The sequence below is a fragment of the Bacillus sp. FSL R5-0560 genome, from assembly GCF_037966305.1.
Lineage (GTDB): Bacteria > Bacillota > Bacilli > Bacillales > Bacillaceae > Bacillus > Bacillus mojavensis.
Map to the genome: position 1 here is coordinate 725636 of NZ_CP150195.1, position 18876 is coordinate 744511.

Annotated in this window: 6 protein-coding genes; 3 read left to right on the forward strand and 3 right to left on the reverse strand. The window is 46.0% G+C overall.

The genetic code is table 11. The features are described from left to right. The first annotated feature begins 16 nt into the window (after positions 1-16). The 3 genes from NST56_RS03620 to NST56_RS03630 are packed head-to-tail and all read left to right on the forward strand — an operon-like array spanning position 17 to position 14990. The gene (locus NST56_RS03620) at positions 17-7576 is read left to right on the forward strand and encodes a beta-ketoacyl synthase N-terminal-like domain-containing protein (protein WP_339180034.1); all 7560 of its coding nucleotides are present in this window, start codon (positions 17-19) and stop codon (positions 7574-7576) included. Beyond that, positions 7577-13996, forward strand: a complete 6420-nt coding sequence (locus NST56_RS03625; protein WP_339180037.1) for an HAD-IIIC family phosphatase — start codon at positions 7577-7579, stop codon at positions 13994-13996. After that, positions 13989-14990, forward strand: a complete 1002-nt coding sequence (locus NST56_RS03630) for a phosphotransferase enzyme family protein (RefSeq protein WP_268446539.1) — start codon at positions 13989-13991, stop codon at positions 14988-14990. Before NST56_RS03625 ends, NST56_RS03630 begins: the two co-directional genes overlap by 8 nt. Positions 14991-15058: 68 nt before the next feature. Here the strand turns inward: NST56_RS03630 and NST56_RS03635 are convergent, their stop codons facing one another. From NST56_RS03635 to opuE, 3 genes are all read right to left on the reverse strand, one after another. Beyond that, entirely contained in the window at positions 15059-16438 is a 1380-nt protein-coding gene (locus tag NST56_RS03635) for an alkaline phosphatase (protein WP_339180040.1), read from the reverse strand. Between the two features lie 109 nt (positions 16439-16547). Continuing rightward, positions 16548-17246, reverse strand: a complete 699-nt coding sequence (locus NST56_RS03640; protein WP_229148773.1) for an MgtC/SapB family protein — start codon at positions 17244-17246, stop codon at positions 16548-16550. A 105-nt stretch (positions 17247-17351) separates the two neighbouring features. Then, the gene (gene opuE / locus NST56_RS03645; RefSeq protein WP_168747111.1) at positions 17352-18830 is read right to left on the reverse strand and encodes a proline transporter OpuE; all 1479 of its coding nucleotides are present in this window, start codon (positions 18828-18830) and stop codon (positions 17352-17354) included. Positions 18831-18876 lie beyond the last annotated feature (46 nt).

An 18876-nucleotide genomic window follows, 5' to 3' on the forward strand; every position in this document is an offset into this window, starting at 1 on the left:
TGGGAGGCTGATTTCCATGGCTGACGATAAACAATGGACAGAAACAGGACTGGAAATAGCGGTAGTCGGTATGGCAGGCAAGTTTCCAGGCGCGGCAAATATTGATGAGTATTGGAGCAACATTTTAAAAGGAATAGAATCGGTCACTCAATTTACCGATGAAGAATTAAAAGAAGCCGGAGTGGATGAGTCGCTGCTTCATCAAGAGGAGTATGTAAAAGCAAAGCCGATCATTGATCAAGTTTCTGACTTTGATGCAGAGTTTTTCGGCTACTCACCCAGAGAAGCTGCTTTGATGGATCCTCAAATCAGACTCATGCATGAATGTACCTGGGAAGCGCTGGAGCATGCGGGCTGTGATGCTGAACGATTTAACGGGCTGATCGGGCTGTATGCTGGTGCTTCCAGCAATTTGTCCTGGATGGGCCGACATATGTCTTCTCTTCATAAGAATGAAGACGCTTTTCAAATCATGCACTTAAATGATTCGTCGTTCGCGTCACGAATCGCTTATAAACTTAATTTGAAAGGTCCGAGTGTATCCGTTCAAACCGCTTGCTCGACTTCTCTTGTCGCGATTCATATGGCATGCCAGGGCTTGATTGGAGGAGAATGTGACCTTGCATTAGCTGGAGGTGTGACCCTGAGCCTGCCGCATATATCTGGGTACCTTTATCAGGAAGGAATGATCTATTCATCAGACGGTCATTGCCGACCATTTGATGAAAAGGCGAACGGAACCATTTTTGGTGAAGGAGCCGGAGTGGTTGCATTAAAGCGATTGAAAGATGCCCAAGCTGACGGCGATGTGATTTATGGGGTTATCAAGGGCTCTGCAATTAATAATGATGGAAATAATAAAGCCGGGTATACGGCTCCAAGTGTGGAAGGCCAGGCAAATGTCATTGCCACAGCTATGGAAATGGCGGAAACGGACCCGGAAACCATTGGTTATGTTGAGGCCCACGGGACAGGAACGCCAGTCGGAGATCCGATCGAAATAGAGGCGCTTATCCGTGCTTTCAATACAGATAAAAAAGCATATTGCCGCATTGGTTCTGTTAAAGCGAACATCGGGCATCTGGACGCCGCATCTGGGATAGCAGGATTTATCAAAACCGTTATGATGCTTCATTATAAAAAGTTACCGCCCGCTTTTCACTATCAAAAATCGAACCCGCGCATCAAGTTTGAGAACACGCCGTTTTTCGTCAATACAGAACTGACCGAGTGGGAATCTCTGCAAGGACCGAGAAGAGCCGGAGTGAGCGCCTTTGGAATCGGCGGGGCTAATGCGCACGTTGTCCTTGAAGAGCCTCCATTTCTTACTGATGAAATGCCAGCCGGCAGTCCTGAGCTTGTTGTTCTTTCTGCGAGAACAAGGCAAGAGCTTGACCGCTCTATGGATCAAATGGCTGATTTTCTTCGCCGGAATCCCGAAGCGCCGTTGCCAGCCATAGCTCGTACATTACAGCTTGGCAGAAAACAATTTCAGTACAGAATCTCATTTGTTGCTTCACATCAAAAGGATTTGCTTGATCAGCTTTCTGATCATCGGCGTGAGAAACGAATCAGCGAATCGACAGCTGTTCCAAGCAGTACCATGTTTGTATTTGCGGGAGACATTCAAGAGGGCTTTGGCCGATATGCGCACCTGTACTGCACAGAGAACCTGTTCAAAAAAGAAGTTGATGTTTGTCTTGAAAAGGTGCAAAACGTTTTTCAGCAGGATGTCCTCAGCTTCTTAAAAGCGTGCATTTCTGCCCCAAAAACATACCGAGAAGAGAAAGAGCTGGGATTGGTCCATGCGTTGTCGTTCATCATGGAATTCGCCGCAGCCCGTTTTTTACAGCACATCGGCATTACGCCAGACCGCTTTATCGGGCGGGGATTCGGAGAGTTTACGGCGGCCTGTGCGGCAGGGATGTTTTCCTTTGAAGAAGGTGCCATTGCTGCATATAAACGTGGAGAGTTAATCAGCGTGTCCCCAGCAGGAAAAATGCTCGGTGTCAGTCTATCAGAATCGGATATCATTCAATACTTAGAAAAATCATTATCTCTTGCACTGATTGATGAGCGGTATTGTGCTGTCTCCGGTTTGCCAGAGGATGTGTATCAGCTGAAGGCACGGCTTGAACAAGAAGGAATAGCTGCTGAGTTATTTGATGGAAATACCGCATATCAATCGGATCTGCTGGCTGACGCAGCGGAAGAATTCATGCGCTTCCTTGGTACGATGGAAATAAGATCACCAGACATTCCAGTCGTTTCATCCGTCACTGGAAAAGTTCTTACAAATGACGAAGCAGCAGATGCCAGCTATTGGGCCGGCCAAATTTGCAAGCCGATTCGATTCTTTGAACACATCTCGTCTTGCTTGCGGGAGGAACCTGCTGTTTGCATAGATCTACGTTTGACTCAGGGTGCATCAGTATTTACAGAGCGCCGATCAGTTGGCTTGACGGGTGAACTTGGCACGCGAGGATACACAGACGTTTTAAAGTTACATATATACGGAGCGTTGTGGAGTCTTGGCGCCGAGATTGATTTCAGCGCCCTGCATGAACCTCAGTATAATAAAAGATTAGCACTGCCGACTTACCCTTTTACAAAGCAGCATTTCCCGCTGCCTGACAGCTTAGCACAGGATAGGGAGGAAGGTGCGCCTCAGCAACAGGCGGATCTGCATCCCGAATTATCGGTCTTGACGTTATCAGCTGTTGAAAAGGCAATCAGTGAAATTGTCATAAAGCATTTTGGATACCATGAACTGGACGATGAGATGCCGTTTTTTGAGCTAGGGGCTACGTCACTTGATATCTCTCAATTGGCGGCAAAATTCACGGATTACCTGAAATGGAAAGTGGATCCGGTTATGCTTTATCAATTTGCCACAGTTCGCAGCTTGGCGAAGCATCTTCATCAACAGGTTCAAACGATGACCGGGCAGCCGCAAAAGACGCAGCATCAAAAGGTGCCGCAAAGCCTTCCGAACGGCCGGGGATCTGATATTGCGATCATCGGCATGGCAGGACGTTTTCCGGGAGCCGGCAATTTGGATGAGTTTTGGAATAATCTCGTAAACGCCAAAGAATCTGTCAGTTTCTTTACGGATGAAGAATTAAAAGCGTCAGGCATTGATGATCAGCTCTTGCAGCATCCCGGTTATGTAAAAGCGAAGGGTATCATCGAGGATTCCGATATGTTTGATGCTGACTTTTTCCAATATTCCTCAAGAGAAGCAGAACTGATGGACCCGCAATTCAGGCTTTTGCATGAATGCGCATGGGAAGCGTTAGAGGATGCGGGCTGCGATCCGGAACGAACAACAGGTAAAATTGGCGTGTATGCCGGGACGAGTCCGAATCTTGAATGGATTACCCGTTTTGCAGGGAAGCTGGATGGGGCCGAGCAGTTCAGTTCCATGCTGTTAAATGACAGAGAATTCTTCAGTACCCAGCTTGCTTATAAATTAAACCTGCACGGACCAAGCATCACGATGCAGACAGCCTGCTCCACTTCTTTAGTGAATATCGGAGCGGCATGTCAGGCGCTGCAAAGCGGGGCATGTGACGCGGCGCTTGCGGGAGGCGTAACCGTCAGCACGCCTTTGCGATCAGGGTATGTGTATCAGGACGGTATGATTCAGTCACCGGACGGGCATTGCCGACCTTTTGATCATGATGCAGGCGGTACAGTTTTTGGTGATGGTGCCGGAATCATTGTTTTAAAAAGGTATGAGGACGCTGTTAAAGAGGGGCATACCATTCACGCGGTCATAAAAGGGGTAGGGATGAATAATGATGGAAGCCGAAAAGTCGGTTTTACCGCTCCGAGTGTAGAAGGTCAGGCAGAAGTATTAAAGAATGCGTACGAGAATGCCGGTGTCGATCCGGAAACAGTGGGGTATATCGAAGCTCACGGAACCGGTACAAAAATGGGCGACCCAATCGAAATAGAAGCGCTGAGCCAGGTCTTTAAAAGTGATAAAACGATGACAGTTCCAATCGGGTCAGTTAAAAGCAATGTCGGGCATTTAAACAGTGCTGCAGGTATTGCCGGCCTCTTTAAGGCCGTCTTATCGCTAAAACATAAAACAATTCTGCCAAGTTTGAACTATAAATCGCCTAATCCGCATATTCAATTTGACCGGACGCCGTTTTATGTCAATACTGAGGCAAAATACTGGAAGGAATCCAGTTATCCTAGGCGGGCTGGTGTCAGCTCCTTCGGAATCGGCGGGACAAACGCACATGTCGTACTGGAAGAAGAGCCGCTGTCAGGCAAAGAAGCTTCTGAAAGACAAAGACATCTGCTTGTTTTGTCAGCTAAAACTGACACAGCTTTAGACCGGATGACCAATCGTTTGAAGGAATTTCTCCAGACGCATCCGGACGTTCCGTTAGAGGATGTGGCATATACCTTACAAACCGGCAGAAAACAATTTCCATACAGGAAATCTGTCGTGCTGTCAAAATCAGCGGAATGGGATAGCGGCGCAGAACTCACAGGCTTTCAAAGAAACAGCGGGCGCCCGGCTGCCTTTATGTTTTCAGGCCAAGGCTCTCAGTATATTGATATGATGAAAGATTTATATGAAGCAGAACCAGTGTTTCAGAAAGAAGCAAACCGCTGCTTTGCCTTGGCTGAAAAAACACATCAGATGGATTTGAAGGCGACCGTCTTTCCAGATTCAAAAGACGGGGTGCGACTGACGGATACTGCTGTTGTGCAGCCGTTGCTGTTTATCTTTGAATACGCGCTCGCAAAGCTGCTGCAAAGCGCAGGCATTTCACCGGATTATATGATCGGGCACAGTATTGGCGAGTATACCGCAGCGTGCCTGTCAGGCGTTTTTTCGTTAGACACAGCCTTAATGCTGGTCATGGAGCGGGGACGATTGATGCAGAAATTGGAGTCCGGGGCGATGATGAGTGTCCAGCTATCCGAGGATGAGCTGCAGCCGCTACTTGCCAACGGTCTATCGCTTGCGGCTGTCAATGCTCATGATTTATGCGTAGTATCCGGAAAAAGTGAGGAGATTGAGGCGTTAGCGGTTCTCCTTGAAGAGAAGGGCATTGCCGGGCGGCAGCTGCATACTTCTCATGCTTTTCATTCCTATATGATGGAGCCGATTCTTGCGGAATTTGAAGAACTTGTAAAGCAAATGGATATTCATCCCCCAAGTATTCCTTTTGTCTCCAACGTAACAGGAACATGGATACTGCCGGAACAAGCAGCAGATCCGACTTATTGGTCTCAGCACTTGAGAGGCACAGTGCGTTTCCAAGAAGGATTAGAGCAAATTCTAAGTGATGAAAACGTGCTGTTGATCGAAGTCGGTCCCGGCAGCACACTCAGTACATTTGCCAAAAGGCATAAGAAGCGAACAAGCCGGCATGACATCGTTCATACAGTCCGGCATGCTCAAGAAACGGCTGATGACCATGCTTATTTCTTGAAGAAATTAGGCCAGATTTGGGTATGCGGATATGAGATTGACTGGAACCAGTATTGCGGTGATAAGTCTAAGCGTCTCATATCACTGCCGCCTTATCCTTTTGAGAAAAAACGCTATTGGATAGATGCGGCTGATAATACGGCTGCTTTCGCCGCAGCTGATGAGCCAAATCGAAAGAAGACGATGGATCAATGGTTCTACCTTCCATCATGGGAAAGAAAGATTAAGTCCGTAAACAGTCGAAAGCAAGAGCAGCCAGCTGAAAGCGGGAAAACGCTTGTCTTTCATGAAGGAACAGCCTTTGGAGACCGGCTGGTGCAAACGATACGCCGTCATGGGCATGAAGCGGCAGTTGTTACAAGGGGCCGGCAATTTGAAAAAGTGAACAGCAGATTATATGTCATTAATCCGGCCGACAGCACGCATTATGAGCGTTTGTTTTCGTCACTTGCTTCAGACGGACTTCTTCCAAACCGCATAATGCATCTATGGAGCGTTTCTGAACAAGGAGAAGCTCAGCAATCATTCAGTGTTTACAGTGAAAGCGGCTATTACAGTTTGATTTTTACTGCACAGGCAGCAGCCAATCAAAAACAAATGAATCAATGTGACATGTTTGTGCTGACAAGCGGCATTCATGAGGTGACGGGAGAAGAACAAATCGATGCAGAAAAGTCCCCGATTTTAGGGCCGGTGAAAGTTATACCGCAAGAATACAACCATATGAAGTGCTGGAACATCGATATCCCTCCTTTACCGGACATTTTGACATGGAAAGAAGAGGAGCTGATTGACCAGATCATGGAGGAAGCCGAAGCCCCGGATCTAGATCAGATTATCGCATATCGAAGCCGCCGCAGATGGGTGCAGACGTATCAGCCTATTCAGTTAAATAAAACATCCGGCTTGCCAGAGATGATCCGCCCGAGTGGCGTATATCTTATCACTGGAGGACTTGGCGGAATCGGTTTTGTTTTATCTAAGATGCTTGCGCAAGAAGGGAATGTCCGCCTGGTTCTGACAGGAAGAAGCGAACTTCCGCCGCGAAGCCAGTGGGAAAGCTGGTGCAAAGAACATCAGGAAGATGATCCGATAGCGGTGAAAATCGGAAAAATAAAAGAATTGGAACGGCTGGGCGCAAAGGTGACAGCCTTTCAGGCGGATGCAGGAAGCCTGTTAGATATGCAGTCTGTTATGAGAGAAATCCATGCTGAATTCGGGCAGCTGAACGGCGTCTTTCACGCCGCTGGTCTCCCGGGCAGTTCATCATTCCGGGCCATTAAGGATATACCTGCAGCAATTGAAGGCGGAGAAGATCAATTCAAGTCTAAAGTAAGAGGCCTGGAAGTGCTTGAATCGTTATTGAAAAACGAAAAAATAGATTTCTGCTTCTTGTTTTCATCGATCAGTGCTTTACTCGGCGGTCTCGGTTTTTCCGCTTACTCCGCAGCGAATATTTATATGGATGCCTTTTCCGTGAAGATGAATCAGCGCAGCGAGACTCCTTGGATATGCGTCAATTGGGATGCCTGGAACTTTTGGGGACAGCTTGAATCTACAATTGGAGAATCAATTGCTGATCTTGCGATTTTGCCCGAAGAAGGGGGCGAGCTTTTTCAATATGTGCTGTCTGATGTCCGTAATCGCCATTTATTGGTCTCAACAGGTGATTTGGATCACAGAATCAGGCAATGGGTATCCATGAATACAGAAAGCAGAGCGGGTGAGAAGAAAAAGGCAGCCGCCGTAAACACCAGACCTGAATTGAATAATCCATATGTCGCCCCGCGCAACAAAACAGAACAGATCATTTGCGGCATCTGGCAGGATTTTATGGGTTTGGAGCAGGTCGGCATACATGATAACTTTTTTGATCTTGGGGCCAGCTCTTTAGATATTGTACAAGTGACAAACCGTCTAAATAAAGAACTGGGAACAAATGAGGCGGTGGTGACTTTATTCACATACCCATCTGTGGCTGCTTTAGCGCAATTTATTAGTCCTAATCAAGAAGAAAGTGATGAGGAGAAAGAGGAATTGGCGGCTGTGTCCAGCGGACGGAGAAAAACGCGGATGCGCAATCAGCGAGATAAAAGATTGAGAGGCGGCGAATAGATGAGTAATTCTAACAATTCGAATCACGGAGCTGAAATTGCTGTTATCGGAATGGCAGGACGATTTCCGGGAGCGAAAAACATGCAGGAGTTTTGGAGCAATTTGATAAATGCGAAAGAGACAATTTCTTTTTTCACTGATGAGGAACTGAAAGAAGAGGGCGTCGATGAAGAGCTGCTGAATGATTCGCGATTTGTAAAAGCAAAAGGAATTGTGGAGGACGTAGACTTGTTTGACGCCGGCTTCTTTGACTATACGCCGAAGGAAGCGGCCATGATGGATCCGCAGTTTCGCATCTTTCATGAATGCGTGTGGACTGCGTTGGAAGATGCCGGTTATGATCCTTTCACTTATAAAGGACAGATCGGTCTTTATACCGGAGCCGGCCTCAATGCAGAATGGGTTCTGAGGGCTCTTCAGGGTGCTAAATCGGGAGAAGACTCGAAGACGCTTGAAACAGCTGTTTTGAATATGAGGGATTACATGGCGACACTTATTTCCTATAAGCTCAATCTAAAAGGGCCGAGCATGATGGTGCAAACCGCTTGCTCGACCTCGATGGTCTCTATTCACCTTGCCGTTCAGGCTTTATTAAATGGTGACTGCCATATGGCGGTCGCAGGTGGTGTCTCCATTCGCCTTCCGCAAAAATCTGGATATCTCTATCAAGAAGGCATGATTCATTCTCCAGACGGACATTGCCGCGTCTTTGACAATGAGGCGGCAGGTACAGTTTTTGGAGATGGGGCCGGAGCTGTAATTTTAAAAACGCTTGAGGATGCGGAAGCAGACGGAGACCATATTTACGCTGTGATAAAAGGAACGGCGGTCAATAATGACGGCAGCCGTAAGGTGGGATATACGGCGCCAAGCACAAAAGGTCAGGTAACAGCCATCAAAACAGCCTTGCACATAGCCGAGGTTGATCCTGAAACCATTACGTATGTTGAGGCTCACGGCACGGGCACGACACTCGGTGATCCCATAGAGATTGAGGCTTTAAAGCAAGCCTATCAAACAGACCGCCGCGGTTACTGCAGAATAGGGTCTGTCAAGTCCAACATCGGTCATTTAAATGATGCGTCAGGAGTGGCTGGATTTATGAAGGCTGTACTCAGCTTAAAGCATAAGGTGATCCCGCCGACTCTGAATTTTAAAAAACCAAACGCCAAAATCGATTTTGCACAATCACCATTTGTCGTCAATACGGGACTCACTCCTTGGGAAGAAAATGAATTTCCGCGCAGGGCGGGTGTTAGCTCATTCGGTATAGGGGGAACAAACGCCCATGTTATATTGGAAGAAGCGCCGGCAGAGCACGGGACAGGTCAAAGACATGATGCGGAACTCTTCGTACTGTCAGCCAAAACGCCGGCAGCGTTAGATAACATGACAGATCGGCTATCAGACTATTTTATGAAAAATCAGCAGGTCAATCTGGCTGATGCAGCATACACGCTTAAAACGGGGAGACATTCGTTCCCTTATAAAAGAGCTATTGTGGCCTCGGATGTGTCTGAGCTTCTTCAAGCTATTCATGAAAACCGCCATGAGTCTGTTAAAACCGGAAGCTCCCAAACTGCAAGCCGGCCTGTCGTCTTTCTTTTCCCAGGACAGGGAGCGCAGTATGTTGATATGGCTAAAGGGCTCTACGATACCGTACCGGTTTTCAGGGCAGAGCTCGATGACTGTTTTGACATATTAAAAAATCACATGGATACAGATCCGCGCACGGTGCTTTTCTCAAATGATAATCAGCATGATGCAGGATTGATTAATCAAACTGAATATACGCAGCCTCTTCTATTCTGTATCGAATATTCACTTGCAAAAATGCTGATCCACTGGGGAATTAAGCCAAAAGCAATGGCAGGACACAGTATTGGGGAGTATACAGCTGCAGCAATTTCAGGTGTGCTCTCTTTGGAAGATGCTCTTGAAATCGTGAGTTTTCGAGGAGCTGCACTGCAAAAACTGCCGTCCGGTTCCATGCTCAGCGTTTCTATAAGCGAAGCTGAGATCAAACGGTATACAGACGGAACGGTTTCAATCGCGGCTGTGAATGCACCGGATTCATGTGTTGTATCAGGGGAATCAGACGCGATTGAGGCATTGGAAAGGAAGTTGAGCGCCGAGGGGCACAGCTGCAGAAAGCTCCATACATCTCATGCTTTCCATTCACATATGATGGAATCGGTTTTAGAGGACATGAAACATAAACTCTCAGCCTATCAATTTAAAAATCAAAAGATTCCGTTTGTCTCAAATGTAACAGGGGACTGGATCACAGACGAAGAAGCCGGAGACCCGACATATTGGGCTCATCATTTGCGGGGGACCGTCAGATTTATGGACTGCGCAAAACGTTTAAAAGAAGAATTGAATCCGATTTTTATAGAGGTCGGTCCAGGAAATGCTTTACGTTCGTTTGTCAGCAAGCTGTATCAGGCGGAGGATCAGTCGCAAATCGCAATCCAGCTGTTGAGGCATCCGAAGGAGTCAGCCACCGATTACCGTTATTTGCTGAGCAGGCTGGGAGATGTGTGGCTGCACGGGGTTCCAATCGATTGGAAAGCTTTTTATGATCAGGAACAATGCCGCCTTATTCCGCTTCCGACGTATCCTTTTGAAAGAGAGCGCTACTGGATTGATCGGGTAAAAGAACAACCGGGAGCACGCTCAGCGGAAGACTTTCAGCTTTTGGTGCCAGAGCAAACAAATGACGGACAGACTGATGATACTGGATCTGATGTTCCATTTACTGAGACAGAAGCGGCTTTGGCCGTCATGTGGAAGGACATACTTGGAGTCCAACGTGTCACTTTGGATGCTCACTTTTTTGAAACAGGCGGGCATTCATTAAATGCCACCGGTCTCATTTCCCGCATACACAAGGAATTTGGGGCGGACCTTACGTTAAGCGACGTGTTTCAGCATCCGACAATCCGTACGCTTGCCGCGCTTATCGAGCGCTCTGACCGAAATCAATATACAGCTATTCAGCCTGCGGAGAAAAAAGATGTCTACAGGCTGTCAGCGGCACAGCGGAGAACGTATTTAATTCATCAAAGAATCGGGCAGGTTACCACGTATAACATGCCGATGGCTCTTTTATGCCTTGGGAAAATTGATGCCGCCCATTTCGAGGATACGTTTAAACGACTGATAGAAAGACATGAAACACTTCGTACGACGTTTGAAATAAAGGATGGAGAGCCTGTTCAAAGAATCCATCAGCAATTTGATTTTTCGATTGAACAAACACAGGCGAACATGGACGAGCTTGATGACGAAATCCGTTCATTTATCCGGCCGTTTGATCTCAAGGTCTCCCCATTAATTCGGGTAAAATTCGTTAAAATTGAGGAAGAAAAGCACGCGCTGCTGGTTGATATGCATAATATTGTGGCAGACGGCGCCTCGATGAATATTTTTATCAAAGAATTTACCCAATTATACAGAGGAGAACAGCTTCCCGGTAGCATGGTCCAGTACAAGGATTACGCGGAGTGGCAGCAGTCATTTTTCAAAAGCGAAATGTTTAAACGCCAAAAAGAGTATTGGCTGAAACAGCTTGAGGGCGAAGTGCCTGTGCTGGATATGCCGCTTGATTACGAGCGTAAAGAACAAAGCTTTTTAGGCAGGGCAATCAAGTTTACAATTCCTCCGCACGTTTTAGAAAAGCTTGAGAAAATCGGAGAGGCGCAGCAGCTGACGAACAACGTCATGCTGTTCCAGCTTTATGCCATGCTCCTGTCCCGCTATACAGACCAGCAGGAGCTGATGATCGGCTCATTGGTGGCAGGCCGGCGTCATGCGGATATTGAGCATACAATCGGTATGTTTACGAACTTCCTTCCGATTAAAGTTCATTTAAATTCAGAAGAATCGTTTGCTGATAACCTTCAATACACGAAGAAAACATTGCTTGAAGCATATGACCATCAGGATTATCCATATGATCAAATGGCGGAAGCACTCCAGCCGGTGATTAAGCCGAATCATAATCCTTTCTTTGACACCATGCTGATTTATCACAATGAGTATGACCCGAATATAAAAATAGAGGCTGATGGACTGACATTTGAAACATATGAATTTGCAAAGGGCATTTCAAAGCTTGATATGAAAATGGATGTTGTGAAAGAAGTGACGGGAGAGCTTAAATGTGTGCTTCAATACAACCGTTCTCTTTTCACTCATGAATCTATGCAGGCGTTTGTTTCTCATTTTATCTCTCTAGCCGAAAGAGCTGCAGAAGATCCCGAAAAAATCATAAAGGACATTCCGGTGCTCAGCCAAAAAGAACAGGAAGAGGCAAAGCGAAAAAGGGAGAGAGAAGCAAACCGAACAATTGAGTGTCCATTAGCTGTTTGTTCCAATTTCATAGCTGATCCGATTGTGCCTTATCTAAAATGGTGGGGTGAACAGTTTGATATTCATTTTGACGTAAAGCTGTCTCCTTACGGGCAGGTGTTTCAAGAATTACTTAATGAAGAAAGCCTGCTGTCACGCCAAAAAAACGGTGCTAATCTGCTCCTGATCCGTCTTGAAGACATGGCGGGAGATGCTGGGCTCTCTTTGGAAGAAAGAATTTCTCACCTCCAATATAATTCAGACGAACTGCTTGCCATCATCAAGCAAAAGAAAAAGGAAGTGCCTTATTTCATCGGATTGCTGCCACTGGAAAACATGGGAGAAGGGCGGCTCTGGGACATCATCATGCAGGCACAGCAAAATTGGGTATCGCAGCTAGCTGACGAAAAGGATATCCATCTGATTGATCTCCGCACTCTCCAACAAACGTACCAGCTTGATGATATTTTTGACCCGCAAAGTGAACGGGCGGCACGAATACCGTTCACTGAAGAGTTTTATGCGGCGATGGGTACAAGGGTGGCGCGCGAACTTACGGCATGGCTGAAACCTCCATTTAAAGCGGCTGCCATCGATTGTGACGGCACGTTGTGGAGCGGTACAGTGTCTGAAGCTGGGGCGGATGGGATCACCGTTACTCCTGCTCATCAAGCGCTGCAGCGATTCTTAAAGAAAAAACAAGAAGAGGGTCTGCTTCTTGTGCTGACAAGCAGAAACAACGAAGAAGACGTCTGGGATGTATTTGAACGTCATCCGGATATGATTTTGCAAAAGGAAGACTTTGTCCTATCTCGCGTTAATTGGAATGAAAAAGCGAGAAATATTAAAGAAATGGCGGATGAGCTGAACATCTCTGCGGATCGGTTTATATTCTTAGATGATGATCCTGCTCAATGCCTTGAGATGAACGAACGCCTGCCTGAGGTTCTAACCTTGCTTCTGCCGTCTGATACGGAATCCATCCCAATGTTTTTAAAACACATCTGGGCATTTGACAGGTTCAGAGTGACAGAAGCTGATCATAAACGCACGGAACGGTACTTGGCCGCGCAAGAAAGAAAAATAGATCTCAAAACGGCCCGTTCACTTGAAGAATTTCTCTCCGGCTTAGGGCTGCGTGTCGCTTTGACTGAAATGACAGAAGAGCATTTGCCGCGTGTTGCTCAAATGAGTGCGAGAATCAATCAGTTCAATTTGAATCCGTCGGTTTACCGAGAGGAGAAGCTTGCCCAGCGGCTTGATACGGACGGACACATCGGCTGGATTGTTGAAGCGGCGGACAGATTTAGTGATGAAGGCATTGTTGGTGCGATCATGGGAGTCCTAATGGAAGACTCATTAAAGATCGATACATTTTTGCTCAGCTGCCGCGCATTAGGCAAAGGCATAGAACATAAAGTGCTGTCAGGGCTGGCTTCATATGCACGGGAAAAACAGCTTGCGACGCTATCCTTGGAGTTTAAGGATTCAGGCAGAAACCGGGCCTTTTCTGAATTCTTGGCTGCGCATCGTTTTAAAGAAGAAGCGGATCGGGTTTATTACATCTCTGTGTATGATGTAGAGGATCGAAGCGGGCATATCGAATGGGCATCCTCTCGGCAGCCTGCGCCAGATGGAACGGAGAAAACAGCTGCAAGTGATGTATTGCCGCAAGCTTTCATTGAAAACACAAATGCTCATTGGGAAGTGCTGCATGCTGAACAATCCCTACATTCTCCATATTTAGTGGCCTTAGATACAAACCGGCCGGAGCATTTGCGAGCTCTATTAGTGAAGGAACATATAGGAGCTGGAGCAGAAGAAAGCGGGCCGGAAACAGAACAGCAAAAAATACTTGCGGATATTTGGAAAGATATTCTCCACTTGGATCATGTAGGAATTGACAACGATTTCTTTGATTTAGGAGGAAATTCGCTTCTCGCTGTCAAAATGGAAGTAGAGATGGAAAAGAAGGGCTGGTATGTTAATGATTTGAATTTTGCGAAAAAACACACGATAAGAGAATTATCTAAATATATGAAGAGGGAGAATCAGCATGCATAAAGATATTAAAGCAATATTCAATGAAGAAAAGGTTCTGGCAGAAGCTGCCGTTATATATGGATTTACAAGAGAGCAGGTGCAATTCTTAGCCGATGCGGAAAACTATGTGTATGAGTTTGCCAAAGACAATGAATCTTATATTTTAAAGATTACACACACAATTCGCAGGTCGCCTAATTACATTATGGGAGAAATGGAGTGGCTCCATCACCTTGCTGAAGGAGGACTCTCAGTAGCCAAACCGATCCCGTCGCTAAATGGAAAAGATGTTGAGGAAGTGCCAGATGGAAATGGCGGAGCGTTTTTACTCAGAGTATATGAGAAAGCGCCTGGGCATAAAGTAGACGAATCTGACTGGAATGAAAAACTATTTTTCGAGCTTGGCAGATATACAGGGAAAATGCACAGTCTGACAAAAAGCTACAAGCTGAGCAATCCTGCTTTTAAAAGACAGGAGTGGGATGAAGAGGAACAGCTGAAGCTCAGAAAGTATGTTCCTGAAGATCAGACGAAGGTTTTTCAGCAGGCAGATGCTTTAATGGAAGAGCTGCGTCAGTTGCCAAAGGGTCGGGATAGTTACGGCTTGGTTCACGCTGATCTGCACCATGGAAATTTTAATTGGGATCATGGGAAAATCACTACGTTTGATTTTGACGATATCGGCTATAACTGGTTTGTCAATGATATAAGCATCCTTCTCTACAATGTGCTGTGGTATCCGGTTATTCCATATGAAAATAAAACTGCTTTTACAGAAGAATTTATGACGAATTTTATGAAAGGCTACAGGGAGGAAAATGAAATTGATGCCGTATGGCTCAAGAAAATCCCGGATTTTCTCCGCCTGCGCCATATGCTGATTTATGGATTGCTGCATCAAATGTTTGACCTTGATTCAATAGGAGAAGAAGAAAAAGAAATGCTAAAGGGATTCAGAAACGATATCGAAAATCAAACGCCGATAACCGAATTTGACTTTTCGGCTTTGACTTAAGAAATATGCGCCGATCCTGTTCGGGACCGGCGCTCCTAAAAAAAACTCCGGCTGTGCGCCGGAGTTTTTTATTTTTGTTCTAAAATAGCAAAAATGTTTTTTGCCTGCTGCGTATTGTCGATGAGTCCCTTCCATTTTTCCTTTCCCGGCCCATAAGCATAAACTGGTACGTCTTCACCGGTATGGGCTAATGTCGTCCAGCCTGAAAAAGACCGTTTATCAAAAATCAGTTGAATACTTTTTTGAACAGCTGCTGTATCCGATTGTGAGGCTGCGTTTTTCACATGATTTATCTCACTTTCCGTCAGTTCCAAATCAATATAAGTGCTCAGTACCTTTTCGGCATCTTGCCCTTCAGCGATCTTTTCCGCCATATAGCCCGGCGTTTTTTTTGCGCCGATGATCGGAGCAGGGTCCCATTTATAGCCGGTCTCGCGCGTCATGCCTTCAGCGCCGTAGGAGAACCCGCCTGTAGAGTGATCAGCGGTGATGATAACCAATGTTTCTTTATCTCTTTTTGCGAAATCAAGCGCCGATTGAACGGCCTTCTCGAAGTCCTCCATTTCGCTCAAAGCGCCTACCACATCATTTTCATGGGCTGCATTGTCAATATTGCTTCCTTCCAGAAGCATAAAAAAACCGTTTTTGTTCTTTTGTAACTGTCTGAGTGCGGCTTCTGTCATGTCTTTTAGAGAAGGTGTACTGTTCTCTCTGTCAATCGCTTTATCCAATTCAACCTCTCCAAACAGCCCAAGCAGCTTACCGTGCTGATTATTTTTCAGGTCTTGCTTTGTTGTCACATAATGATAGCCGTCTTTTTGGAATTCCTCAGCAAGGTTTCGATCCTTACGGATGAAATATTTTGCTCCGCCGCCCAGTAAAATATCAGCTTTATGGGAGCCGTTAACGCGATCATCATAGAATTGATCGGCGATTTCATCGTAATTTTTCCGTGAGACGTTATGTACGCCAAAAGCAGCGGGAGTGGCGTCAGTTAAGTCCGAAGTCACGACGAAGCCGACGGACATCTTTTTCTCTTTGGCAGCTTCTGTTACGCTCTTGAGCTGCTGATGTTTGTTGTCTACAGCAATGGCGTCATTATATGTTTTCGTTCCGGTGGCCATCGCGGTTGCAGCAGCAGCAGAATCAGTGATGTTGTCTCTAGGATCATTTGGGTGTGTCATCTGCATTCCAGTTAAATAAGAATCCCATGCTGTCTGTACGGGAGTGTTCAGCTTTTCGCTTTTTAATGTTCTATAGCTGTTAATCATAGGCATACCCATTCCGTCTCCGACGATAAAGATAATATTTTTGGGACTCTTGCTCTGGCTGCTCTTAGATGATTGAGAAGTAGAAGGGGAGGTGAATTCTGTTACAGCAAAAATACATAAGAAAGCAGTTAAAATGAGGGTGACAGTTACTGTGAACCGGGTTGAAATAAGAAACATCTCCTTTTATTATATTATTTTACTAATATGTATTTTATTTGAATATAATAGAGACTTCAACGTTTTTTTCCACACAAAAAGCCAATGGGACATAATGCCCCATTGGCTTTTATAATGTATCGCACTTCACGCCGACGACACCTTCAATGTCTTTTATATCATAGTAGACATCGGTCGTGTATCTGTTTTTATGGACACGGACCTTGACTTCCATGATCGGAAATTCTTTTTCATGAAGGTCATCGATTCGGACGGAGTGTGTCTTAATGTTTTTTCTTTTCATTTCTTTTAAAATCTCTGTCATTTTGTTTTTATCGGAAAGTGACATTCTGATGCGGATGTCTTTTTCCTGCAGACGGTCTGGACCGATTTTTCTGACCGCCCACGGCAGAAATTCAACGCTGATCAGGATGAACAGAAGGCTGGCAAAGGCTTCTTTATAAAATCCCGCTCCGGTTGCAAGTCCGAGCCCGGCCGCACCCCAAATCATAGCCGATGTGGTTAAGCCGGAAATGACATCGTTGCTCTTCCGCAAAATAACACCCGCTCCGATAAACCCGACACCGGAGATGATTTGCGCCGGCAAACGCAGCGGATCCATCATGATGCGGTAGTATTTAGGGAAATGATATGCCGCGTTAATACTGACGATCGTCAGCATGCATGAGCTGACGGCGATAACAATACAGGTTTTTAACCCGAGCGGCTTATTCTTCAGCTCGCGCTCCAGCCCGATGACCATGCCAATTAAAGTGGCAATGCCCAATTTTAATAAAATATCAGGATCAATGTACCAGCTCAACAGCAACTTCCCCCTTATCTATAGTGTTTTTAAATAAATATGATTTTCTCACAGTATTTATCGCAAAACAAGGGCACAAAAGCCACCAAGCAGCGCTTGATGGCTTTTTGATTATTTTTTGCGCTTTAACAGTTTTTCCATAACACCGAATAATCGGTAAGAGGCTTTTGCAGGCCGCTTTGTGATCATGCTGACGGTGATGCCGGCAATCATACTGAGGATAAACCCAGGGATGATTTCGTATACGCCGGTTGATTTTGCCAGGCCGGTTGTAATCCAAATCAACACGGTCGCAGCCCCGACAATCATCGCAGCAAGAGCGCCCCATTCGTTCATCCGCTTCCAATACAGGCTGAGCAGAATCGCAGGCCCGAAAGCTGAACCGAAGCCGGCCCACGCGTATCCGACTAAATCAAGAATGGAGCTGCTCGGATTCAATGATAAGAATACCGCAATAATGGCAATCACTAAGACGGACAGACGCCCGACCATTACTAATTCTTTATCGGAAGCTTTTCGTCTGAAAAACGTCCGGTATAAATCCTCTGTTACAGCACTTGCTGTTACCAAGAGCTGTGAGGAGATGGAACTCATGATGGCAGCCAAAATAGCTGACAACAAGAAACCAGTGATTAAAGGGTGGAACAAGATTTTAGAGAAGATAATGAATATCATCTCCGGATCCTTTACAGCAACACCGAATTTATGGGCATAAGCAACACCGATTAAACCGGTCAGCACGGAACCGAGCACTGAAATAACCATCCAGCTCATGCCGATTCGGCGTGCAGGCTTTAAATCTTTAATGTTTTTAATCGCCATAAATCGGACGATAATATGAGGCTGGCCGTAGTAACCCAAGCCCCAGGCTAAATAGGAAATAATGCTAATGACGCTCGCGCCTTTAAAGATATCCAACAGATTTGGGTTAACAGCGCTGATTTCATGGAAAGTCGGAGCAACGCCGCCCACATGGGTAAAAGCAACGATCGGCACAAGCACTAGTGCTGCAAACATGATCGCACCCTGCACGAAGTCAGTCAGACTGACAGCAAGGAAACCGCCAAACAGTGTGTACAATACGACAACACCGGTAGTCAGAAGCAAGCCTAATTTGTAATCCGCGCCAAAAGCAGATTCAAACAGCCGCCCGCCAGATACCATACCGGAAGAGGTATACAATGTGAAAAAGATCATAATGACCAAAGCTGATACGATTTTCAGCAGTGATGAAGAATGCTGGAACCGTTTATCAAAGAAATCAGGAATCGTAATCGCGTCATCCGCCGCTTCCGTATAAGCACGCAGCCTTGGAGCCAGCAGCAAGTAGTTTGAGTACGCCCCGATGGTAAGACCTAAAGCAAGCCATAAGGTTGACAGCCCTGTCGCGAACATTGCGCCGGGAACACCCATCAGCATCCATCCGCTCATATCCGCCGCTCCGGCAGACAAAGCAGTAACAAACGGCCCGAGACCTCTTCCTCCAAGCATGTAATCGTTAATATCAGTGGTTTTCTTAAATGCATACCAGCCGATTAACAGCATGGCAATAAAGTAAATTGCTAAAGAAATAATAATTTCAATACTCACGTTTTACCCTCTCTTCATTTCTAATAATTTTGCATCACCTCTCAAA